General features: G+C 45.2%; 18 protein-coding genes. 11 read left to right on the top strand and 7 right to left on the bottom strand.

Going from position 1 to position 22,045, the window contains the following annotated elements; translation table 11 throughout:
* Positions 1-59 precede the first annotated feature (59 nt).
* The 3 genes from manA to add all read left to right on the top strand — a co-directional run bounded on the left by manA (position 60) and on the right by add (position 4,204).
* Positions 60-1,232 carry a mannose-6-phosphate isomerase gene (gene manA / locus AC5JQI_RS09735; RefSeq protein ID WP_493911995.1) on the top strand — a complete coding sequence of 391 codons (1,173 nt, stop codon included), beginning with the start codon at positions 60-62 and terminating at the stop codon, positions 1,230-1,232.
* A gap of 171 nt (positions 1,233-1,403) precedes the next feature.
* Positions 1,404-2,942: a YdgA family protein gene (locus AC5JQI_RS09730; RefSeq protein WP_493911994.1), complete on the top strand. Its 1,539-nt coding sequence runs from the start codon at positions 1,404-1,406 to the stop codon at positions 2,940-2,942.
* Between the two features lie 260 nt (positions 2,943-3,202).
* Positions 3,203-4,204, top strand: a complete 1,002-nt coding sequence (gene add, locus AC5JQI_RS09725) for an adenosine deaminase (RefSeq protein WP_493911993.1) — start codon at positions 3,203-3,205, stop codon at positions 4,202-4,204.
* Positions 4,205-4,306: 102 nt separating this feature from the next.
* On the opposite strand, the gene AC5JQI_RS09720 is transcribed toward add, so the two are convergent.
* Together AC5JQI_RS09720 and AC5JQI_RS09715 are read right to left on the bottom strand one after the other, a co-directional pair.
* Complete coding sequence (locus AC5JQI_RS09720) at positions 4,307-5,296, bottom strand: bile acid:sodium symporter family protein (protein WP_493911992.1); 990 nt, start codon at positions 5,294-5,296, stop codon at positions 4,307-4,309.
* A 132-nt stretch (positions 5,297-5,428) separates the two neighbouring features.
* Positions 5,429-6,469 (bottom strand): oxidoreductase, encoded by a 1,041-nt coding sequence (locus AC5JQI_RS09715; RefSeq protein ID WP_493911991.1) that lies wholly within the window; start codon positions 6,467-6,469, stop codon positions 5,429-5,431.
* A 186-nt stretch (positions 6,470-6,655) separates the two neighbouring features.
* Here AC5JQI_RS09715 and AC5JQI_RS09710 point away from each other — a divergent pair, with 186 nt between their 5' ends.
* The 8 genes from AC5JQI_RS09710 to nth all read left to right on the top strand — a co-directional run bounded on the left by AC5JQI_RS09710 (position 6,656) and on the right by nth (position 13,651).
* A complete protein-coding gene (locus AC5JQI_RS09710; RefSeq protein WP_493911990.1) occupies positions 6,656-7,084 on the top strand; it encodes a DUF2569 domain-containing protein in 429 nt (142 codons plus the stop codon).
* 141 nt (positions 7,085-7,225) lie between these two features.
* Positions 7,226-7,807, top strand: coding sequence for an electron transport complex subunit RsxA (gene rsxA, locus AC5JQI_RS09705; RefSeq protein WP_493911989.1), 582 nt, complete (start codon positions 7,226-7,228; stop codon positions 7,805-7,807).
* Entirely contained in the window at positions 7,807-8,430 is a 624-nt protein-coding gene (gene rsxB, locus AC5JQI_RS09700; RefSeq protein ID WP_493911988.1) for an electron transport complex subunit RsxB, read from the top strand. Before rsxA ends, rsxB begins: the two co-directional genes overlap by 1 nt.
* Positions 8,423-10,549, top strand: a complete 2,127-nt coding sequence (rsxC, locus tag AC5JQI_RS09695; RefSeq protein ID WP_493911987.1) for an electron transport complex subunit RsxC — start codon at positions 8,423-8,425, stop codon at positions 10,547-10,549. The genes rsxB and rsxC overlap by 8 nt, the downstream gene beginning before the upstream one ends.
* A 12-nt stretch (positions 10,550-10,561) precedes the next feature.
* Positions 10,562-11,641, top strand: a complete 1,080-nt coding sequence (gene rsxD / locus AC5JQI_RS09690) for an electron transport complex subunit RsxD (protein WP_493911986.1) — start codon at positions 10,562-10,564, stop codon at positions 11,639-11,641.
* A gap of 17 nt (positions 11,642-11,658) precedes the next feature.
* Entirely contained in the window at positions 11,659-12,288 is a 630-nt protein-coding gene (rsxG, locus tag AC5JQI_RS09685) for an electron transport complex subunit RsxG (protein ID WP_493911985.1), read from the top strand.
* Positions 12,285-13,004, top strand: a complete 720-nt coding sequence (locus AC5JQI_RS09680) for an electron transport complex subunit E (RefSeq protein WP_493911984.1) — start codon at positions 12,285-12,287, stop codon at positions 13,002-13,004. The genes rsxG and AC5JQI_RS09680 overlap by 4 nt, the downstream gene beginning before the upstream one ends.
* A 14-nt stretch (positions 13,005-13,018) precedes the next feature.
* Entirely contained in the window at positions 13,019-13,651 is a 633-nt protein-coding gene (nth, locus tag AC5JQI_RS09675; RefSeq protein ID WP_493911983.1) for an endonuclease III, read from the top strand.
* A 149-nt stretch (positions 13,652-13,800) separates the two neighbouring features.
* Here nth and AC5JQI_RS09670 read toward each other — a convergent pair whose 3' ends face one another.
* The 5 genes from AC5JQI_RS09670 to tssI are packed head-to-tail and all read right to left on the bottom strand — an operon-like array spanning position 13,801 to position 22,034.
* A complete protein-coding gene (locus AC5JQI_RS09670) occupies positions 13,801-14,178 on the bottom strand; it encodes a hypothetical protein (protein WP_493911982.1) in 378 nt (125 codons plus the stop codon).
* Between the two features lie 48 nt (positions 14,179-14,226).
* Positions 14,227-18,555 carry an RHS repeat-associated core domain-containing protein gene (locus AC5JQI_RS09665; protein ID WP_493914575.1) on the bottom strand — a complete coding sequence of 1,443 codons (4,329 nt, stop codon included), beginning with the start codon at positions 18,553-18,555 and terminating at the stop codon, positions 14,227-14,229.
* A gap of 10 nt (positions 18,556-18,565) precedes the next feature.
* Positions 18,566-18,922 carry a DUF4150 domain-containing protein gene (locus AC5JQI_RS09660; protein ID WP_493914574.1) on the bottom strand — a complete coding sequence of 119 codons (357 nt, stop codon included), beginning with the start codon at positions 18,920-18,922 and terminating at the stop codon, positions 18,566-18,568.
* Positions 18,912-20,132 carry a DUF2169 family type VI secretion system accessory protein gene (locus tag AC5JQI_RS09655; protein WP_493914573.1) on the bottom strand — a complete coding sequence of 407 codons (1,221 nt, stop codon included), beginning with the start codon at positions 20,130-20,132 and terminating at the stop codon, positions 18,912-18,914. The genes AC5JQI_RS09660 and AC5JQI_RS09655 overlap by 11 nt, the downstream gene beginning before the upstream one ends.
* A gap of 12 nt (positions 20,133-20,144) precedes the next feature.
* Positions 20,145-22,034 carry a type VI secretion system tip protein TssI/VgrG gene (tssI, locus tag AC5JQI_RS09650; RefSeq protein ID WP_493914572.1) on the bottom strand — a complete coding sequence of 630 codons (1,890 nt, stop codon included), beginning with the start codon at positions 22,032-22,034 and terminating at the stop codon, positions 20,145-20,147.
* Between the last annotated feature and the right edge of the window lie 11 nt (positions 22,035-22,045).

The raw sequence follows: 22,045 nt of genomic DNA, 5'->3' as shown, positions 1-22,045 counted from the left end.
GTGTTTATTGTATTGTAGTCATATAAATAAATTTATTTTTTACAACAGGAAATTACACCATGCTGAAAATGACCAACAATATCCAATATTATGATTGGGGGAGTAAAACCGCTCTGACGGATATTTATGGTATCAGAAACCCCGATAATCAGCCAATGGCAGAATTATGGATGGGAGCACACCCGAAATGTAGTTCACTTGTAGCCGATCCTCAAACAGGTGAAACCATCACCTTGAATACTCTGATTGCCAAGGAGCCGACAAAATACCTTGGGGATAAAGTGGCCCAGCAATTCCAACGATTACCTTTCTTGTTCAAAGTATTGTGCGCAGCCCAGCCACTTTCAATCCAGGTTCATCCTGACAAAACATCAGCAGAACAAGGATTCGCCAAAGAAAATATGGCAGGGTTACCTTTAGATTCAGCACAACGCAACTATAAAGACGATAATCATAAACCTGAATTGGTATATGCACTCACCCCATTTAAAGCGATGAATGCTTTTCGGCCTTTATCTGAGAGCGCGCAATTACTGGGTTATGTTTCTGCCGCACACCCTGATATTCAGACATTCATCCAGCAACCGACTGAGAAAAATCTATCATTTCTCTTTTCTCAGTTATTGAATATGCAAGGTAAGCAAAAACGTTTGGCCATTGCGGTCTTGAAGTCTGCTTTAAATAGTCATCAAGGAGAACCGTGGGATACCATCAGAAAGATGACAACCTTCTATCCTGATGATAATGGCCTATTTTCTCCCCTTCTGCTTAATGTAGTCGAACTGAAACCAAGTCAAGCAATGTTTCTTTATGCCCGTACTCCTCACGCTTATCTTGAAGGTGTGGCTTTGGAAGTTATGGCTAATTCTGACAATGTTCTACGAGCCGGTTTAACCAGCAAACATATCGACGTCCCAGAATTAATGGCTAATCTAGACTTTATTCCAAAACCTGCCAATACCTTGCTGACTATTCCAGAACAGAAAAAAGACGCGCTGGACTACCCTGTTCCCGTCAATGATTTTCGTTTTTCTGTTTATACTATCCAAGAACAACCGATAACATTGGAAAATGATTCCGCATCAGTTCTATTTTGTGTTGAAGGTCAAATAGTTATTAGCACTGATGAGCAGCAATTGAGATTATTCTCAGGTGAATCAATTTTCTTATCTGCTATAGAAAGAACCGTGACTGTTCATGGTGATGGTAAATTAGCCAAAGTATTTAATTAATTTTTTATATTCATTTAGTTATATGAGTCCCCATCGGTTGTCAGTCACATTTTTAATGAAAATTAATTAAAAATTTTTTAACTAGACTATACACTTAACAACCACAATTGGCATAAATACAGAACGCAAAAATCTATTATGTTGTATGCGTTAAAAGGGTGAGATTCACACATGAAAAAATCGTTAGTCGCTGTAAGCGTTATTGTTGCTCTAGGTGCGATATGGACAGGTGCATCATGGTATACAGGTAAGAAACTTGAAGAGCATTTAAATCATATCGTCAATAAGGCAAACACTGAGATAGAAAAAGCATTTCCTGAAAGTGGCGCAGAATGGCAAGCAAAAGATTTTAATCGTGGTATTTTCAGTTCTGATGTCCGTTTAATTCTGAATGTCAAAAATGGTGTGGAAAATGCGGGTATCCAGCCAAATGAAGAGATTGTTTTCAAATCCACCATCGAACATGGGCCATTCCCTATTGCAAACCTGAAAAAATTTAACCTATTGCCAAAAATGGCATCCATCCATGCAGAGCTTGAAAAAAGCGATGCACTGAAAGAACTGTTTAATTTTACGCAAGAAAAATCGCTGTTTAACTTAAATGCCAATGTTGGTTATAACCGCAGTCTTTCAGCCAATATTGATTTGATCCCGATTAATCACACAGAAACCAAAGAGAATGGAGAAAAATATGTTTTCTCTTTTTCAGGAGCAAAGATCGTTGCTGACACAAATCATGACTTAAGCGCATTCTCATTTGACATCAATAGTGATGGGCTGTCTTTCAGTAGCCAGACCAAAAAAGAAGCAATTATCCTGAAAGGTATTCATTTTACCGGCGAGAACAAAAAAGGTAATTTTGATATCTATGTTGGGGATCAAAACTATAGCATCGGCGAAATTTCTATTCATGGAGATGAAGGTAAACCCAAAGCTGAAGACTTCAATGATGTCTCTTTCAAAGGAATTAAAATCACATCTAACCTGACTGATGATAAAGATAATCTGAACATTAAAGTCGGTTACAGCATTGATGGCATAAAAATCAAAGATATGGAATTAGGTTCAGGTAAGTTTGTTCTGGACATGGAAAAACTGGATGGTGAATCTGTTCGCAAGTTTACTCAGGCCTATAATGATACCGTAGCGAATGCTTTAACCAATGATGAATTAGATTCTGATGCAGTTTCCTATGGTATCTTCAATAATTTGCATCTGCTCTTTAATAAAAATCCTCAATTCAGTATCTCTCCTTTTAGCTGGAAAAACAGTAAAGGTGAGAGTTCTGTCAATTTCAAACTTGCCTTACAGAACATTCCAGAAGATAAAAACACGCTGTTCTCTATGGAACCAGAAGAGATGATCCGTAATCTGATCCAAGAGTTGTCATTACAAATCAACATCCCCAAAGCTATGTTGATTGAATCTTTGACAAAAACAGAGATATTAGAGGGTAAAGATAAAACAGCCGCAGAAGTTAAAGCGGAAAAACAAGTCCAGAAACTGACTCAGGAAGGCCTTAAATATAAGATCATTACTGATGAAAACGGTGTTATTGGACTTAACCTCCACTATGCCAAAGATAAAGTGGAATTAAACAACAAAGAATCCAGCCTGAATCAATTCCTGCTTGATAATGGACTGGGCGGGTCCTATGATGGTACAGATGGTGAGCAAGACAATGAGACTGAAATTCCTACAGTTAAATAAGTGAACAACAGTCACCATAACGAATAAACAGAACCCGAACCGATTTATTCTACAAGATAGCGCTTTAATTTTCTTGCCAGTCAACATGTTGACTGGCTTTTTTGTATACCCAATGGATTTCAAGATGCAGCACGACGGCAAGGGAATGAACCCCCAGGAGCATAGCTAACTATGTGACTGGGGTGAGTGAGCGCAGCCAACAAAGCTGCAACTTGAAAGACGACGGGTATAGATATAAATTTAATAAGAAGGATAAACAAATGATTGATACACGGCTTCCACTGACCGATTTGCACCGTCACCTTGATGGTAATATTCGCCCTGAAACCATTCTGTCTCTCGCACGTCAGCACAATATTCCTCTGCCCGCTTATGAACTGGAAGCATTACGTCCCCATGTCCAGATTATTGAAAACGAACCTGACCTTATCAGTTTTCTCCAGAAACTGGACTGGGGAGTCGCGGTTCTGGCTGATTTAGATGCCTGCCGCAGAGTAGCCATTGAAAACGTTGAAGATGCCGTCAATGCCGGCCTTGATTATGCTGAACTACGTTTCTCCCCTTACTATATGTCCATGAAACACCAGTTGCCTGTTGAGGGAGTCGTTGAAGCCGTTATTGATGGTATTCATTCAGCAAGCCAACAACATGATATTCAGATCCGTTTGATTGGTATTCTGAGCAGAACATTTGGTGAAATAGCCTGTTCTCAAGAACTATCTGGGCTTCTTGCTCATAAAAAACACATTACAGCATTAGATCTCGCGGGTGATGAACTGGGATTCCCTGGACATCTCTTTGAACCACATTTTATTCAAGCACGCGATGCAGGCTGGAATATTAGCGTACATGCCGGTGAAGCCGCTGGTTCAGAGAGTATCTGGCATGCTATCCGTGAATTGGGAGCAACCCGTATTGGACATGGTGTTAAAGCCATCAATGACCCAGCGCTGATGGATTATTTGGCAAAACATGGTATTGGCATTGAATCCTGCCTGACATCTAACCTACAAACCAGCACCGTCAGCTCCTTGCAAGCTCACCCACTGAAACAATTCCTTGAGCATGGAGTTCTGGCTTCAATCAATACCGATGACCCAGCAGTAGAAGGTATTGAAATCCATCATGAGTATCATGTTGCCGCACCTGCGGCAGGATTGTCACCAGAACAGATTAGACAGGCACAGATTAACGGATTGGCAACCGCGTTCCTCAGCGAAGCGGAAAAACAGGCACTGAAAGCTAAAGTAGCCAAACGCTAAGAAATGCTACTTATTCCAATCCATTTAATCTTGAAGGCAGACATAAATCTGCCTTTTTTGTTTCAGAAAGATAGAGAAAGATATCACCGCGCCATGCCTTGATTAACTGATTGACTTCCTTTTTAAACGCCGCGCATAACGTTGAGCAAGCACGGCGCAGACCATCAGTTGGATCTGGTGGAAAATCATTAGCGGTAACAGCATTACTCCTACCATTGAAGCAGGAAACAGCACATTGGCCATCGGTACACCATTCGCAAGACTTTTCTTTGAACCACAAAAAACAATTGTAATTTCATCTTCCTGACTGAAACCCAAGAGACGTGAACTATATACGTTTATAATTAACACCACAGCCAATAAAACACAGCATACAAGACCGATCATAAAGAGCGAGTAGGCATCAATTTTATGCCAAATACCTTCTACCACCGCTTCACTGAATGCAACGTACACCACCAGCAAAATAGAAGAACGGTCTGTCATATTGATCAGTTTTTTATGTTTCTCCACCCAGCCGGCAATCAAGGGCCGCGATAAATGCCCAACAATAAAAGGCACCATTAGTTGCAAAATGATATCTTTTATCGCTTTCCATGTATCACCATGAGCGCCACTATCATGAGTCTGGATCAAAAAACCCACCAATAAAGGGGAAACGAAGACACCTAACAAACTTGAAGCAGAAGCACTACATATCGCCGCTGCAACATTTCCACCAGCAACAGAAGTAAATGCAATAGCAGACTGTACAGTAGCAGGTAAAGCACAAAGATATAGGAAACCCATATAGACGGTGGGTGATATCCATTCCGGAACAATGAAATGAAGCCCCATCCCCAGTATCGGGAATAAAAAAAAAGTACTACTGAAAATAACCAAATGCAGCCGCCAATGTCCGATCCCCGCTAAAATAGCGTCACGGGACAATTTGGCACCATGCATAAAGAACAGCAACGCAATGGCAGCAGTGGTTAAATACTGAAACCATTTTTTCACCTCTCCTTCACTGGGAAAAAATGAAGCAATGATGACCACAGTAATCAGCGTCACCAAAAAAGAGTCAATCTTTAACTTTTGCAACAAATTCATCAAAATGCTTCCTTTGCCCACAAGGAACGAGTTGAACTATCAATACCCCCATTGACTACTGAACAATCTTCTGACCAAAGGGGATAATTCACTGCGCACCGATTGAATTGATTGATGTGTCCAGAATCGAAACTAATCAATCAGAATAGCGCGCTGTTCTTTTGCTGATTTTTCACCAGCTTCAATCAGTTTCATAATCAGAATAGCTTCACTGGCTGTAACAGGATTAGGTTTCCCAAACAAAATAGCATCACGAACAGCAGCATAATACGCACTGTAATTACCCGGTATCGTGGGGACAACCTGCGTAATCAAGTCATCTCCTTGTGACAACGTCACTGATCCATCGCGTGCATCGTAACCCCACTCTGCCCGTGGCAGCTTTTCACCTGCTTTCAGACATTCTTCCTGAGGATCCAATCCATATTTCATATAACTACCTGCCATTCCGTGCAATGTATAAATAGGCGATTCCGCCGCTGCAAGCATTGTTGCATGTAACACGACTTTCAAATCAGGATAATGAAGCTGTGTATGAAAATAATCCGCTGTCTCTGCATTCGGGCGGATCATACCTAAATCAGTCGTAATGGCTTGTGGCTTACCGAAAAGCTGAACAGCCTGATCTAACAAGTGTGGTCCCAAATCATACCAAATTCCACTACCCGCACCGGCAGCTTCCCGCCAACGTTGACGAACAGCAGGACGATAACGATCAAAGTGGGATTCATAGTATTTCAACTCACCCAATTTATTCTCTTTAATAATTGATTTCACTGTCAAAAAACCAGAGTCCCAACGACGATTATGGAATACAGACAACAGCAAACCTTTTTCTTCCGCTTGCTTTTTCAGCGATTCTGCCTGTTCCACAGTAATGGTAAAAGGCTTATCAACAATAACATGCTTACCCACCGCCAATGCCTTTTGTGCCAGCGGATAGTGAGTATCATTGGGGGTTGGGATTACAATAAGATCGATAACTGGATCATTGAACAGAATTTCCGGCGAAGAAACGACTGACACCGCTGGCCAATCTTTTTTGACTTTTTCTGCATCACTGCTGGAAATTGCAGCCAATTCAACATTCGGTGTTCCTGCAATCAGTGGCGCATGGAAGGTTTTACTTGCATAACCATAGCCCACCAAACCCACTTTCAGAAAATCACTCATAACAGCCCCTAAAAAATGATAGTAATACCCTAGCCTGTAACACAACAAATTCAGTCACAAGACAGTGGATTAGTAACAAAACATCAGAAAATATCACCACCTATCACACGTTAGCAAATAATCACGATTCCTGTGCTACTATCTTTTCCTTATCTCAAGATACTCATTATGGAATGAAAATTTTTTATGTATCAATCTAATGATTATTATCGTATTAACGGTTGGTTATTGGCTCCTGCCGCTTATCTAATCATGACATTAATCACCGCCAGTTTGATGTTGTTGCTATATGCCATGAAAAATCAGGAAATCCACCAATTCGATAATGGTTTCATCTTTATGTGGTATATCTCTGCATTAACCACGGCAATGATGTGGTGTTTTACTGTATGGGTATTGCGATTGCTTTTTATGCGTTCAAAACGTTTTCCGCGTATTTTTATTATTTGGCTTATGGTTTCCATTTTAATTTCCATAAAAACCTTCGCTTTTTCCCCTATTACTGATGAGATGGCAACACGTTCATTACTATGGCCATTACTGGCTGCCGCTATTTTCGTTCCTTATATTAAGCGTTCGCATCGCGTAAAAATGACTTTCACACAAGATCGATAACATACCCTACAATTGATTGTTATTATTGCCTCCGCTTACCCCACCATAAGGTGGGGAATTTCTATTCAGACTATATATACCCAATAGAATGACGGGTATAACAGTGTTTTACTTTCCAGCATCTTATTTTCAGGTATAGCAATGACTGAATACCTTCTGTTATTTATTGGCACAGTATTGGTCAATAACTTTGTTTTAGTAAAGTTTTTAGGCCTATGTCCTTTTATGGGTGTATCTAAAAAACTCGAAACAGCCATCGGAATGGGGTTAGCAACAACATTTGTTCTAACCTTAGCTTCCATTAGTTCATGGTTGATAAACACCTTTATTCTCGTACCTCTTGATTTAGTTTATTTGCGTACTCTAAGCTTTATTCTTGTTATTGCGGTTGTCGTTCAATTTACCGAACTGGTCGTCCGTAAAACCAGTCCAACACTTTACAGGCTCTTAGGTATTTTCCTGCCACTGATTACAACCAACTGCGCTGTACTCGGTGTCGCCTTACTGAATGTCAATCAATCTCACGGTTTTTTACAGTCCGCGGTATACGGTTTTAGCGCTGCCACCGGGTTTTCCCTTGTTATGGTGCTGTTTGCCGCCATTCGTGAACGTCTGGCTGTTGCCAATATTCCAGCTCCTTTTCGTGGTTCATCGATAGGCCTTATTACGGCGGGATTAATGTCCCTCGCATTTATGGGCTTTAGTGGTTTGGTGAAATTCTGATGATATCATTGTGGATTGCTATTAGCGTATTAGGCGTACTCGGATTAACCTTTGGTCTGATTCTTGGCTTCGCCGCCCGCCGTTTTAAAGTCGAAGAAGATCCGATTGTTGAGAAAATTGATGATCTGTTACCTCAGAGTCAATGTGGACAATGTAGCTATCCCGGCTGTCGCCCTTATGCAGAAGCGGTCGCCAATAATGGTGAGATGATCAATAAATGCGCCCCAGGCGGAGAGCAGGTTATGCTCAAAATGTCCGAATTGCTGGGTGTTGATCCACAACCACTGGATGGTGATAACAGCGTACAAAATCCGGCCAGAAAAGTCGCTTTCATTGATGAAGAAAACTGCATAGGCTGCACAAAATGCATTCAGGCATGTCCTGTCGATGCCATTATTGGTGCAAACCGCGCTATGCACACCGTTGTTGAAGATCTCTGCACAGGATGTGACCTGTGCGTCGCACCTTGCCCAACAGATTGTATTACGATGATCCCCGTTGCCACGACTACCTCAAATTGGAAATGGGATTTAAACACCATTCCAGTAAAAAACATCCCCGTAACTCCAGAATCCGCTTTGTTCTCTTCTGTTAAGCCAGTTGAGGTTAAAACCCATGTTTAATCTATTTAACTTGCTCAACAAGAATAAAATCTGGGATTTTGATGGAGGCATCCATCCACCGGAAATGAAATTACAATCCAGCCACACACCGCTGCGGCATGCACCATTACCAGATGAATTCATTATTCCCTTGCAACAGCATTTAGGACCGGAAGGTGAATTGTTGGTTAAGGTTGGAGATAAGGTACTGAAAGGCCAGCCATTGACTATCGGTACAGGCCGAACCGTCCCCGTTCATGCCTCGACATCAGGGACGATTACAGCAATCGAACCTTGTGTTACCGCACATCCTTCCGGGCTGAACGAATTATGTATCCGATTGCATCCTGATGGCAGAGATCAATGGTGTGAACGAATTCAATCTCCTGATTACACACAGCTTGATGCCAATGAACTATTACAACGCATTCATCAGGCAGGTATTGCAGGATTAGGGGGGGCGGGTTTCCCTACTGCAACCAAGCTCAATGGCGGGAAACACGATCTCAAGACATTGATTATCAACGCTGCTGAGTGTGAACCCTATATAACGGCTGACGACCGTTTAATGCAGGAGCATGCGCAAGAGGTTATCGAAGGCATTCGGATTTTGATGCATTTACTCAATCCAGAACAGGTGCTGATCGGGGTTGAGGATAATAAACCTGAAGCCGTTAAAGCACTCAATAAAGCGCTCAATGGTGATAAATCGATTATTGTACGGGTGATCCCGACAAAATACCCTTCTGGCGGTGCCAAGCAACTGACAAAAATCCTGACAGGTAAAGAAGTACCATCTGGCGGACGTTCTTCTGATATCGGTGTGCTTATGCAAAACGTCGGTACAGTGGTGGCAATTAAGCGCGCCATCATTAATGGAGAACCCCTTATTGAACGTATTGTGACCCTGACAGGAGAAGCCATCGCCTCTCCGGGTAACTTCTGGGCACGCCTCGGTACACCTGTTCAATTTTTGTTACAACAAGTCGGATTTAAACCCAAAACAGAACAAATGGTGATTATGGGCGGGCCATTAATGGGCTTTACTCTGCCTGATCTCAATGTCCCCATCGTTAAAATCAGTAACTGCATTCTTGCGCCTTCGGCACAGGAAATGGGACCCAAAGAGATTGAAGAGGCATGTATTCGTTGTGGCTTGTGCGTTGAAGCATGCCCTGCCGGATTATTACCCCAGCAACTTTATTGGTTCAGCCGCGGGCAAGAACACGAAAAAGCCAAGAATCATCATTTATTCGACTGTATTGAATGTGGAGCCTGCGCTTATGTATGCCCAAGCAATATTCCGCTGGTTCAATACTATCGGCAGGAAAAAGCAGAAATACGGGCTATAGATTCAGAAACACGCCGCTCAGCCGAAGCCAAGCTTCGTTTTGAAGCTAAACAATCCCGTATGGAACGAGAAAAATCAGCGCGTGAAGAACGCCACAAAAAAGCCGCAGTTCAAATTGATAATGCGGATAAAGATACTGTACAAGCAGCCCTTTCTCGCATGAAGGAAAAACAGGTCAATGCCGGTGAAACTATCACAGTGCAAGCCGGGCAATCTCCTGATAATGCAGCAGTCATTGCAGCACGCAAAGCCAGAAAAGAACAATTGCGGGCTCATCAGGCCGAAAAACAAATGGCTACACATTTGAATACGGAAACACCTGCTTCCGCCATTGAAAATGAGGACCCACATAAAGCCACTTTAGCCGCCGCAATCGCCAGAGCAAAAGCGAAAAAGGCCGCCCAAAACGGCGACGTGACAACGTCACCAGAAGAGCCTCAACAAAATAGTGCGGCTGAGACGCCCGACCCGCGCAAAGCGGCAGTTGCCGCAGCAATTGCGCGCGCCAAGGCTAAGAAATCAGCACAAAGCCCGGCCGAACCTACAACGCAACCTGCCGTAGTCGCTGAACCGGAAGACACCGATCCACGCAAAGCCGCTGTAGCTGCTGCAATTGCCCGGGCTAAGGCCAAGAAAGCCGCGCAGAGTCAGACTGAGCCAGCTATGCAACCCACCGTTGCCGCTGAGCCGGAAGAAACCGACCCGCGTAAAGCCGCCGTAGCTGCTGCAATTGCACGGGCTAAAGCCAAGAAAGCGGCTCAAGAAAAACAAACAGTTCCAACAGAATAGTGATGTTTATCGATGAAATTTAGGCCAGTAAACACTGACAATAATCTGCTAAAAGTCGCCAGTTCGCCTTTTACGCACAATCAACAAAGTACCCGCCAAATTATGTTTTGGGTGGTTTTAGCCACCATTCCGGGTATTGCCGTACAAACCTATTTATTTGGTTATGGCACCTTGTTCCAAATCCTGTTGGCAATTATCACCGCATTGTTAGCTGAATCCGCAGCCATTGCACTTAAAAAGCAACTGGTCATGCCATATCTCAAGGATAACTCTGCTCTGGTGACAGGGTTACTTTTGGGGATTAGCTTGCCACCACTGGCACCGTGGTGGTTGATTGTGCTCGGAACATTTTTCGCCATTATCATTGCCAAACACCTGTACGGTGGGCTTGGACAGAATCCATTTAATCCTGCTATGGTTGGCTATGTTGTCTTGCTGATCTCATTCCCTGTACAGATGACCAGTTGGATGCCACTAGCTTCTTTACAAGCATTCACGTTAACCCCCTGGGATACTCTGATGGTTATCTTCTCAGGGCATACGCCTGATGGTTCAACTTTATTGCAACTGAAACTGGGCATTGATGGACTAAGCCAGGCAACGCCATTGGACAGCTTCAAAACTGGCTTGCTAACCCACAATATCAATGACGTATTACAGCAGCCTATATTGCAAGGTGTTGTGGCCGGTATTGGCTGGCAATGGGTCAATATTGCTTATCTGGCAGGTGGATTGATTATGCTGAACCGAAAAGTCATTTATTGGCAGATCCCGACCGCATTTCTTTTATCGCTGGGCGTTTGTGCATTACTCAGTTGGTTGATAGATCCTACCCGCTATTCCCCCCCTTTATTGCAACTCTTTTCCGGCGCGACCATGCTAGGGGCATTTTTCATTGCAACCGATCCGGTCAGCGCTTCAACCACACCAAAAGGCCGCCTGATTTACGGCGCGATTATCGGGGTTCTGATTTGGGTTATCCGCGTTTACGGTGGCTATCCTGATGCCGTCGCATTTGCCGTCTTGCTGGCAAATATTTGCGTACCGTTGATTGACCATTACACACAGCCTCGTGCTTACGGCCATAAATAGGGAAAGGGAGAACTGGCATGTTAGAAACTATGCGACGTCACGGGATTACTCTTGCAATCTTTGCCGCCTGTACGACAGGGTTAACAGCTATTGTTTATTCATTGACAAAAGACCGGATTGCAGAACAAGCGGCAATACAACACAAGACGTTGCTGGATCAAGTGGTTCCCCCTGCCTTATATGATAATCAAATGCAGGATGAATGTTATTTGGTGACAGACAATGCGCTGGGTAACAAACAGGCTCATCGCCTTTATCTTGCCCGTAAAAATGGCATTCCTGCCGCCGCCGCTTTGGAAAGCACTGCTCCTGATGGTTATTCAGGTGCCATTCAATTACTGGTAGGTGCTGATTTTTCCGGCCAAGTTCTGGGCGTTCGCGTGACTGAACACCATGAAACCCCCGGATTGGGAGATAAAATTGATACCCGCATTGCCGATTGGATCTATGCTTTTTCTGGCAAAAAAGTTATGTCAAAAGATGACCCCAATTGGGCTGTCAAAAAAGATGGCGGTGAATTTGACCAATTCACCGGAGCAACCATTACACCACGTGCTGTCGTCAATGCCGTAAAACGCACCGCCCTTTATCTGGAAACAATACCGGAGCAGCTTTCTTCGCTGCCAACGTGTGGAGAAAAACCATGAGCGAAACCAAAAACCTCTTTATTCAGGGACTCTGGAAAAACAACTCTGCATTGGTACAGCTTTTGGGGCTTTGTCCCCTGCTGGCGGTTTCCTCCACCGCAACCAATGCTCTGGGATTAGGGTTAGCCACCACACTGGTTTTATTGAGCACCAATATTGCCGTATCCGCCTTGCGTCGTTGGGTTCCCCATGAAATTCGCATTCCCATTTACGTAATGATTATTGCGTCCGTTGTTAGTGCTGTCCAGATGCTAATCAACGCATTTGCGTTCGGGCTATATGAATCATTGGGGATTTTTATTCCGCTGATTGTCACTAACTGTATCGTGATTGGCCGGGCGGAAGCTTACGCATCAAAGAATTCCATTTATAATTCAATGATTGATGGCCTTGCGATGGGCTTTGGTGCAACTTTCGCCCTGTTTGTACTGGGAGCGATACGTGAAATTTTGGGTAATGGCACACTGTTTGATGGTGCGGATTTACTGCTGGGTAGCTGGGCCAAATCATTGCGGATTGAAATTGTTCATATGGATTCCCCCTTCCTGCTTGCCATCCTGCCACCCGGCGCCTTTATTGGATTAGGTTTGATGCTGGCTGGAAAATATATTATTGATGAACGCCTGAAAAATCGTTCAGAAAATAAAGAACGCCAATACAATATAGAAAAAGACAATGTAGAAAAAGGCTGCGGCAGCCATATCACAAGAAGCTGAGGGTGTAATCAGATATGAATCAACAAAAACGGGTCGAAATTCTCGCCCGCTTACGGGATAACAATCCGCATCCGACAACGGAATTGGTTTTCAATTCGCCTTTTGAATTGCTGATCTCCGTATTGCTGTCTGCACAGGCCACCGATGTCAGCGTGAATAAAGCGACGGCAAAACTCTATCCTGTTGCCAATACCCCACAAACCATTCTCAATCTCGGCGTGGATGGTTTAAAAGAGTATATAAAAACCATCGGGTTATATAACACCAAAGCTGAAAACGTGATTAAAACCTGCCGGCTTTTACTGGAAAAACATCAAGGCGAAGTGCCGGAAGATCGTGCAGCACTGGAAGCGCTGCCGGGTGTTGGTCGCAAAACGGCCAATGTTGTATTGAACACTGCTTTTGGTTGGCCGACGATTGCCGTCGATACGCATATTTTTCGCGTCAGTAATCGAACTCAGTTTGCACCGGGAAAAAATGTTGATGAGGTTGAAAAGAAACTGTTGAAAGTCGTACCAACTGAATTCAAGGTTGATTGCCACCATTGGCTGATCCTGCACGGGCGTTATACCTGTATTGCCCGTAAACCGCGTTGTGGATCTTGTATTATTGAGGATCTGTGTGAGTTTGAAGATAAGACTGAGTGAGTGTAATTTTATAAATTGAATCTTTTCCCACTCTATCTCCTCCAACAGTCTGTCTCCGATCAATCATAATAGGAGGCAGACTGAACAAAAAAACCTGGACTGTGTGGAAAATAGCCAGCAAACGATAATGTCCCTATAAAGATTATTTATCAAAGCTTAACTGGATATAGGGATACATTGTTTTTTGAAGTAAAAAAAGATACATAAGTATCCATATTAGATACCAATCCAGCTTCTAAAAAAATAATATCCCCACCAAGTGAGACAATTAAAATGCCATCAGTTTCATAACTGATTACTTTTGCAGTAAATACTAAATTATTGCCTTCAAGCATTATATTAGGCTCAGTTTCACTCACGAAAGCTATATTTACTCCCCATTCAAAATAATCATCTATATCTAATTCTACATGATAGATGCCACCAATGTTTGGTTCAGAACCGATCCAACGGGCGATTCCATTACCTAATGGAGAGTTAAATATCACATAGGCGTCGTTAAATTCAGTAATAGTTACACTTGTCATTTTAATATTAGTGTCTCATAGCCAGAACTCAGTTGAACAAAAAAAAGACTAATTGTTTATGCTACCACCCATGACCCTATCAATCAATTCTTGTCCCGGAATGCTCTGCCCCTTCTTCTGAATCGGCACCCGGTACAAATCGTTATGAACATCCATTTTGTTATTAACATGATCATATGTCCATGTTTCTGCATGGTAATGGTGCTTAGTTTGTTTGCCCGTTGTCTCGTGCATACCGTAGCGAATACTTCTTTGACCATCAGCAGATACTATTCGAGTTAGATCCTGTTCCCCTGTTCTAGGATGGTTGTGTGAATATGGTTCTGGGCCAAGAAATTCTTTCCATTTACTCTCCATATTTTCAGGTGTAACTGGATTCCCTATAGGCTTTTCCGTCTCTGTTCCTTTTTCAGGGATAGATCTCGGACAATCCATCAATCCCAGAGGGTCAATCCACCCTATCGGGTTATGCACATACCCATAGAGATTAAATCCTCCAACCAGCCCCAATGGATCAAAAGTCAAATACTGTCCTGTTTCCTGCGAATAATACCGAAACCGATTATAATATAACCCGCTTTCCTCATCTTCATACTGCCCCGCAAAACGCAAATTACAGCTAACATAATAATCTTCATCATTGGCAGCCAATAGCGGCATCCGTTCAGCTTTGCCCCACGTTGTCAACCGACTTGCCCAGACCAGCTTACCGGATTCACTCAATATTTCCCGCGGTGTGCCCTGATGGTCACTGACAATATAGTGCAGTTTGCCTTTTTCATAACGCGCTGACGGGGTGAATGCACCCGGCTGATACAGCCAGCAAATACTGCAATCATAGGCGGGTATGCCATCTGCATATAACGGAGTTTCTTCCACCAACTGGTTGCCGCTCCACAAGTAGTCATAGCCCGTAGTGGTATCCGGTTTCGCCGTCAAATCTGGCTTACCTTCCAGCCAGCGTTGCAAGTTAGCGGCGGCCAGTTTGCCATCGTGCACTTTCAGCTTGCGGATACGCCGCCCAAAGGCATCATAGCGATAGTGCCAGCGGGAACCGTCCGGCGTTTCACAATGGGTTAGCTGATTGTGCGTATCCCAACGATAACGCCATACCTGTGGACGAAAACCGTCACGGTGTTCGGTTTTTTCCACCTGCCGGCCATTGTCGTCATAGCGGTAAGTCACATTGCCGCGTTTAATAACCCGCCCGGCCTGCTGGTGCTGTTCAATCTGCTCAATCGCCCCTTTTGCATCCACCAGCACATGTTGACTCAAATTACCATTGGGGTCATAACGAAACTGCTCTTCATAGGGCAACCGGCCATTGAATTCGGCGTTAACAATCTGGTCATTCTGGTTATAACGGTAACGGGTCTGTCCCCAGATGCCGTCATCGATCATTCTGACACTGTAGGCGCGGTCATACTGCCAGCTACGGTTAACCGCCGTGGCTTGCGGTGGAAAATGGGGATCGTTCTGCGCCAACGTTTCACGGAACAGCGCCGTGGCGCGTCCTGCGGATTGGTGTGCCAACAGTCCCGTGGCAGTATAACGGCTGGCAAGGATAAATCCCTCCGCACTTTCCCGTACAGTTTCCCGCCCTAAGGCATCATGACTCAGCGTTAGTGGCGTATGCTGGTTAAACTGAAAGTGGTTCAGCCCTCCCATCACGGAGTAACCAAAGTGCAGAGCATGATCACCAACAGTCTCGGTGGTGAGTTGCCCGGTCAGGCTGTTCCACTCACGGGTGATTTCACGCCCATTAATGCGTTCACACACAGGTAAACCCACCGCATCATATTCGTATTCCACTACGGCATCGTCATTGGTTGCCCTGATAAGCTGGCGGCGCGCGTTATATTCGTAAGTGGTGGTGGCGTGCAGTTCGTACTGGTCTTCCTGCTGATGCCCGCTTTCCTGTCGGGTCAATAATCCTGCCGACGAGTAATGCCAACGCAGAACGTGGTTATCCGGATAGCAGGCCTGAATACGACGCCCCAGCGCATCATACTGATAGTCGATGATACGGCCGGTAAAATCAATTTCACGGATAATCTGACCGGCAGCATCCCGCTCATAGCGGTAAGTTTCCCCTGTAGACGCAGTGACGGAACAAAAGCGGGTGAGACGATCATAACCAAAGTGCAGTGTCGTACCATCCGGACGGGTCATGTGGGTCAGCAAATCAAACGCCCCATAGCGGTAACGCGTCGTACGGCCTTCCCCATCAGTCACCGCGACCACACGCCGTTCGCTGTCATATTCAAGCTGTTGAGTCACCCCATCCGGTAATTCAATTTCGGTCAGGCTGCCCTTATCGAGACTGGCATGAACAGCATTGTAGCGATAGCGGGTTTCTTGCTTAAGCGCATCGGTAGTACGGCGCAGACGCCCCAGTTCATCCAGTTCCAGACCGGTTGTCTGACCATCGGGTGTCATGATTGCCGCCAGCCGCTGATGCTCATCATACGCGTAGTGCCACTGCCGGCCATCCGGCAAAAGCCGTTGCCGCAATTCGCCATGAATACCGTACTGATATGCTTCTGTATGCCCTTGTGGGTCAGTGACTGCGGTCAGATTGCCTTGCTCATCATGCAGGAAGCGCCAGATATCCCCCGTGGGTAAAATCGCTTCGGTAAGCTGACCATGTTCATTATAGTCATAATAAAAAGCGTCCCCCGTGGGCAGTACAATTTCGGTCAGTGCCCCGTCATGGTTGTAATCAAACGTGGTGTAACCACCCAGCGGATCAATTTCCCACATCTTCTGGTTGTAACGCCATTGCGTCCGAGTTTCGCGCCCTAATGGGTCAACCTCACGGATCACCTGATTATTCTGATTGTAATAGGAAAGGGTTTTTCCGCCTTCGGCATCCAGATAAGTGGTCACACAGGCCTCATCGTCATAGATAAAACGATCTGCCCAATAACCTTCGGAGGAATGGGTGGAAACGACCCGGCCACGTTCATCATAGTGAATATAAAAATCGGTCTTATCCGTATCGTGCCAGCGGGTCATATAGCCTTGCGCAGTGTATTCATGCCACAGATGATTTTGCTGAAAGGCATCACATTCGGCCAGATAGCCGTATTGGTCATAATGGCAGGTGAGCAACCGTTGCTGGATCTGCTGGAAATGGTAATCCACTGCCCGGAGCTGATTATCCTGATAGTGAAGGGTTAAGCGGAAACCGTCATTGCGCACCACTTCAATCAACTGATGCTGGTCGTTATAGATAAACTGAATATGATTCTGATGGCGATCTGTGATGGCAGACAGCCGACGCCGGTTACCCACAATATAGTTAAAATGGAGAGTTTGCTGGTTTTGTTTGTTGATGATACAGAGTTCACCCTCCAGCTCCCCTGTCAGCAAACAGTGGAGAAGATGGCGATTACGTGCCAGCACCCGATTTTCCGGGGTCAAAAAAGCATAAACCTGCCCGTCAGCATCGGTAAAATGGACTTTTTCACCGTCCAGCACTAACTGACGTGACCAGCCATCGACCCATTTAGGTCCCAATAACCCATTTAGGCAGGTGGTAAAGCGATAGGTTCGGTTTAAGGTAATCGGCAACAGGCCGGGGATGGCAATCACTGAGAATGTTTGTAGGTAATCGCCAGAGGTGATATCGACAGGTTCGCCTTTTCCACAGCTATCCCCTGTGCATTTAGGATGTTCTTGATCAGATTTCTTGGCAGGATCGTTTTCTTCTTTTTTCTTTTCTTTGGATTCTTTAGAGTTAGTCGACGTGCTTTTTTTCTCCTTTCCTTCGACTTGGATGCCAGCCTGCTTTGTTTTGGCAGCCTTAGTTGATAGTTCTTCTGCTCTAGTTTCAGCTTTAGCTTCAATTTTTGCTGCTTTAATAGCCTTTTCCATTCCAGTTATTTTTGGCAGTTTTGTAGCAGGATTAACAATAGTCGCTGTCTCAAAAAGAAATTCCCCGCCTTTTTGGGCATCATTACTCATAGGAAGTTTGAGGAATTCTAAACTAGCAGGAGGGGGGGCAATATTCATTGGATTTAGAGGATCACCAGCTTCGGGAATAGATGAATTACCGACATACTCGAAATTATCAACCACTTCATTCCAAGCTGCTTTCACCACCCCTATTGCCGCTTCCCCAGGGTGGTCGATTGCTGCACCTAGTATATGTTCTATCTTGTGTCCCTCATCATGGCGCCAGTTAGTAAAGTCATCTAACCAACTTCTTTTATTTCTGATATGGCTCTGAGATTGTAATTCTTGCGATGTTTCCGACTTAACAGGCGGATTCGCCTCTGGCGGACTTCTTTTTGACCGCTTTGGCTGACCAACAATAGTTCCCACCGTATTCCCTGTTCCCGTCGGACTATCGTTCTTTGCTCCTTTCGCCATATATCCTCCCTTATGCCCCATTCATCCAGAACTTATCTGTATGGCGCAATGTCAATTTGCCATCCGCCCGCACCGTTTGAGTGTGTTCTTTCGGGTGACACTTTCCCCCCACCGTGCCACTTTTCACCCCCATCGCCGTTCCCGCCTCATCCCCCAATGTCTGCGGGACAAAACTTTGCCCGAATACCACCACCGGTTGCCCGTTTGCCCGCACCGATGAGACCGGTGCAGAGGCATCTTCCAGCTTTGCTATTACGGGATAAGGAATCGGAGGCGTGGCCGGTCCCAGCGGGGTTTTACATACATCGGGAACCAGACTGATAATCAACCATTGAGTATCTTTACGGGCAACATAGTTATCCGCCATGATCCTGCTCCTGTTCAGGTGCAAATGTGATTAAGGGGGCTTTGGGGTTTATTTCAAACCGGGCTTCTGTCACTCTGACAGGCAGATCAATGCTGAAATTCAGGCGAAAAGTCAGCGCTAATGTCATCGCATCCGTATCAACGATCACAGTGTCAAGATTCATAAGTATCGGGAAAAGAGTGCCATCTTCCATGCGGAACAGGATAAAAGGACGATGTCCCGGCAGTTCGGTTTGTAAGGAGCCATCCGGTGTCAGATTGGTCAGTTGCAGCGTGATATCGGTGGACGGCCAGTCAATCTGTTGATCTTGTGGTGCACCATTCCAGTAACCAAAGTCAAAATCCTGTGGCAAGTAAGGATGGCGCTCGTCCAGCCACGTCTGGTCATAAGTGCCGGCCAGTGTTCGCCGTGGCAGCCACGCCCGCCCGATAACGCCCATACCCTGCGGTTGACAGGCTGGCTCAGTGTCTGAAAAACGGCCTGCCAGCATATCAGTAAAATGGTGGGCGGTTATCGGTGCATTCGGATGGGTAATGCGCGGTGCCGGATAACGAGGCAGATCTTTCGCCTTCGCATACCACGGCAAAACAAACCCTGTACCGATGGGATTGTATTCATAAACTGCATGAGCTATGGGAGCCTTTTCACCATCGGAGTGCTGGCTGCGTTGTTCAGGAGAGAGCTTGTCTTCCTCTGTTAATGCCTTCGCCGCTTTATCATCTTCGGCTTCAATCCGGCATCCCCCGCCAAAGGCATAACGATAATCAAGGGGTAAATGGTTAAATGGTTTGGGATCAGAAAGCTGCCATTGCCCGTTATCGGGGCGGAAAAATTCCCGTTCACCTGTGATATTCAGAGTTTTATCAAGCAACATATCGCCATTGGCATCCATGACTGACAAACGAACAGGAAAAGATGAGCAGGGTTTCCCTTCCGGTGCATAGGCAGTGCCATTGACAATGACGTCACATTTGGGCTTAAACGGCGCCAGATCACTTTCCTGCAATACCTGTGAGATGTTCAATGCGCCCCGATATTGATCCTGTACACATAAGGACATAATCGGCAGCAGTTCAGCCAGATATTCACCCTTCCCTGCGGGCAATAGCTGATAACCCACTTTCATGGCAATCACATCGTATTCCTGATCTTCTGTATCCAGCATTCGGTAGTTCATCACCGAAAAGGGGGTCAAATTCCTGAATTCCATCGCCCTGTCTCCTTAGTTCAAATCAATGTCTTTGCCGTGGATTTGCACAGGGCCGCTGGCTTCGAACAGGAACTCTTTCCCTTTGATGGTAATTTTGCCGTCTTTGTCCATACGCAATGTGCTGTTACCGCATTTCAGTTCAATCACCTTACCTGCCGAAATAGACAGAGTTTGTCCCACAGATACTTTTTTCTGCATACCGACCGATTCATTTTGACTCATGGAAACCGTGGTATTCATACTGGCACCAACGGTAATGGTATAAGCCTGTCCCACTGTCAGGGTTTTGGCCAGCCCGACCACTTCGGTGCTGGTCTGTTGCACAACTTCCTGTTTATTTTTTTTCACAATAACGGCCTGATTACCGTCAATCGTTTCAGTATGATTACCCAGCACCTGCGTTGTACGGTTATTCAACACTTTGGTATTCATATCCTTCTGGGCATGAATAAACACTTCTTCACTGCCTTTGGCATCTTCAAACCGCAGTTCGTTGAACCCTTCACCTTTGTGGGTATGCGTTTTGAACGTGGTACGGGTTTTCTCGGCAGGTAAATTAAGGGGAGGTCGGTTACGGCCGTTATAAGTACAGCCTGTCACGATGGGACGATCAATATCGCCATTAAGATAAGAAACAATTACCTCCTGACCAATGCGGGGGATCGCCATAAAACCAAATCCATTACCGTTCCAGCCCTGTGCTACACGTACCCAGCATGATGAGCCATCTCCCGCTGGATCATGACGATTCCAATGGAAATGCACTTTAATGGCACCATGTTCATTGACAAAAATTTCTTCCCCGGGTGGTCCAACGACCGTCGCCAGCTCATCACCATCCGCCAGCGGCTTATAACGGTACGGCGGGCGCCAGTCATTTTTCCCCGGAATAAACGTAATATCGTTCGTCAATGTTGTCCCTTCACCAGCAATGCCTGCGGCTTGGGGTTGGGAACCATAATGACTCACCGTGACAATCTGCCAACGATTATTCATGGTCGCAATGGGATGGGATTGCAGGCTAAAAATTTTACCGGGACGCAACTGGATACAATTGGTGTGTGCCGAACCCGATTTACTTTCGTTATTCAGTTGATTAAGGCGCACATCGCCCAAGGGTTTGCCTTCCTTGCTCCACGGGAAACGGCCATAACTTTCAAATACCGCATGACGCCCGCCTTGGGGCAAAGTGGCCTGAGACTGCAAAGGTTGTGAAGGACGCAGATAGTTATAATCTTTGTGGATATACTCATCTACACGGAGGTATTCCCCATATTGCCACTGCCATGCAGTCGTATCTTTATCATCAGTATTGGGCTGATTGTTATAAATCAGGTTAAGATCGGCCGTCATCCCCAGATGAGAATCACTGAAAAAGAGTTGTTCTTCTTCAAACCAGAAAGCAATCCCCTCTTCCGCCGCCAGCCGGGACCAGAAGTCATAGGCAGATTCGCGTTTTTGCGTCGTGTATTCCCGTACCGGATGAAGCTGACTGTCTTCATAAAATTTGTTATCCGATTTAATACGGTGCTCTTTTAACAACTGTTTGAGAATATCCGGCACAGATTGGCGCTGAAACAGGCGGCTATCCTGATGAAGCGTCATTCGCCACATTTCAGGCCGGACAGTAAAAGAATAGTAAGTTTGCCTTCCGTCGGTATTACCCTGCGAAGCCCCTGCCACGATACCTTTAACGGTACGTTCTGCCTTGCCATTGCGGGTTACGGTCAAAGAGGCATAGGTGCCCAGTTGATCGTTAAGTACCACATTATCAAGCTGACTGACTACCGTCAGAGACAAATGATAAAGCTGTGATAATCCTTCTTGTAAGTTGAAATTGACTACCTGAAAAGTTGTGCTCGATAACGCACCGATTTGACACGTAAAGACTAATCCACCCATTTTGCAACTCC

The sequence above is a fragment of the Xenorhabdus sp. XBWT genome (assembly GCF_059072735.1).
The sequence above is the reverse complement of the archived record's forward strand: the minus strand, read 5'-3'. Positions and strand labels throughout refer to the sequence as shown.

Coding starts and splice junctions, on each gene's coding strand:
- manA (WP_493911995.1), top strand. CDS start 60: ATGCTGAAAATGACCAACAATATCCAATATTATGATTGGGGGAGTAAA.
- AC5JQI_RS09730 (WP_493911994.1), top strand. CDS start 1,404: ATGAAAAAATCGTTAGTCGCTGTAAGCGTTATTGTTGCTCTAGGTGCG.
- add (WP_493911993.1), top strand. CDS start 3,203: ATGATTGATACACGGCTTCCACTGACCGATTTGCACCGTCACCTTGAT.
- AC5JQI_RS09720 (WP_493911992.1), bottom strand. CDS start 5,296: ATGAATTTGTTGCAAAAGTTAAAGATTGACTCTTTTTTGGTGACGCTG.
- AC5JQI_RS09715 (WP_493911991.1), bottom strand. CDS start 6,469: ATGAGTGATTTTCTGAAAGTGGGTTTGGTGGGCTATGGTTATGCAAGT.
- AC5JQI_RS09710 (WP_493911990.1), top strand. CDS start 6,656: ATGTATCAATCTAATGATTATTATCGTATTAACGGTTGGTTATTGGCT.
- rsxA (WP_493911989.1), top strand. CDS start 7,226: ATGACTGAATACCTTCTGTTATTTATTGGCACAGTATTGGTCAATAAC.
- rsxB (WP_493911988.1), top strand. CDS start 7,807: ATGATATCATTGTGGATTGCTATTAGCGTATTAGGCGTACTCGGATTA.
- rsxC (WP_493911987.1), top strand. CDS start 8,423: ATGTTTAATCTATTTAACTTGCTCAACAAGAATAAAATCTGGGATTTT.
- rsxD (WP_493911986.1), top strand. CDS start 10,562: ATGAAATTTAGGCCAGTAAACACTGACAATAATCTGCTAAAAGTCGCC.
- rsxG (WP_493911985.1), top strand. CDS start 11,659: ATGTTAGAAACTATGCGACGTCACGGGATTACTCTTGCAATCTTTGCC.
- AC5JQI_RS09680 (WP_493911984.1), top strand. CDS start 12,285: ATGAGCGAAACCAAAAACCTCTTTATTCAGGGACTCTGGAAAAACAAC.
- nth (WP_493911983.1), top strand. CDS start 13,019: ATGAATCAACAAAAACGGGTCGAAATTCTCGCCCGCTTACGGGATAAC.
- AC5JQI_RS09670 (WP_493911982.1), bottom strand. CDS start 14,178: ATGACAAGTGTAACTATTACTGAATTTAACGACGCCTATGTGATATTT.
- AC5JQI_RS09665 (WP_493914575.1), bottom strand. CDS start 18,555: ATGGCGAAAGGAGCAAAGAACGATAGTCCGACGGGAACAGGGAATACG.
- AC5JQI_RS09660 (WP_493914574.1), bottom strand. CDS start 18,922: ATGGCGGATAACTATGTTGCCCGTAAAGATACTCAATGGTTGATTATC.
- AC5JQI_RS09655 (WP_493914573.1), bottom strand. CDS start 20,132: ATGGAATTCAGGAATTTGACCCCCTTTTCGGTGATGAACTACCGAATG.
- tssI (WP_493914572.1), bottom strand. CDS start 22,034: ATGGGTGGATTAGTCTTTACGTGTCAAATCGGTGCGTTATCGAGCACA.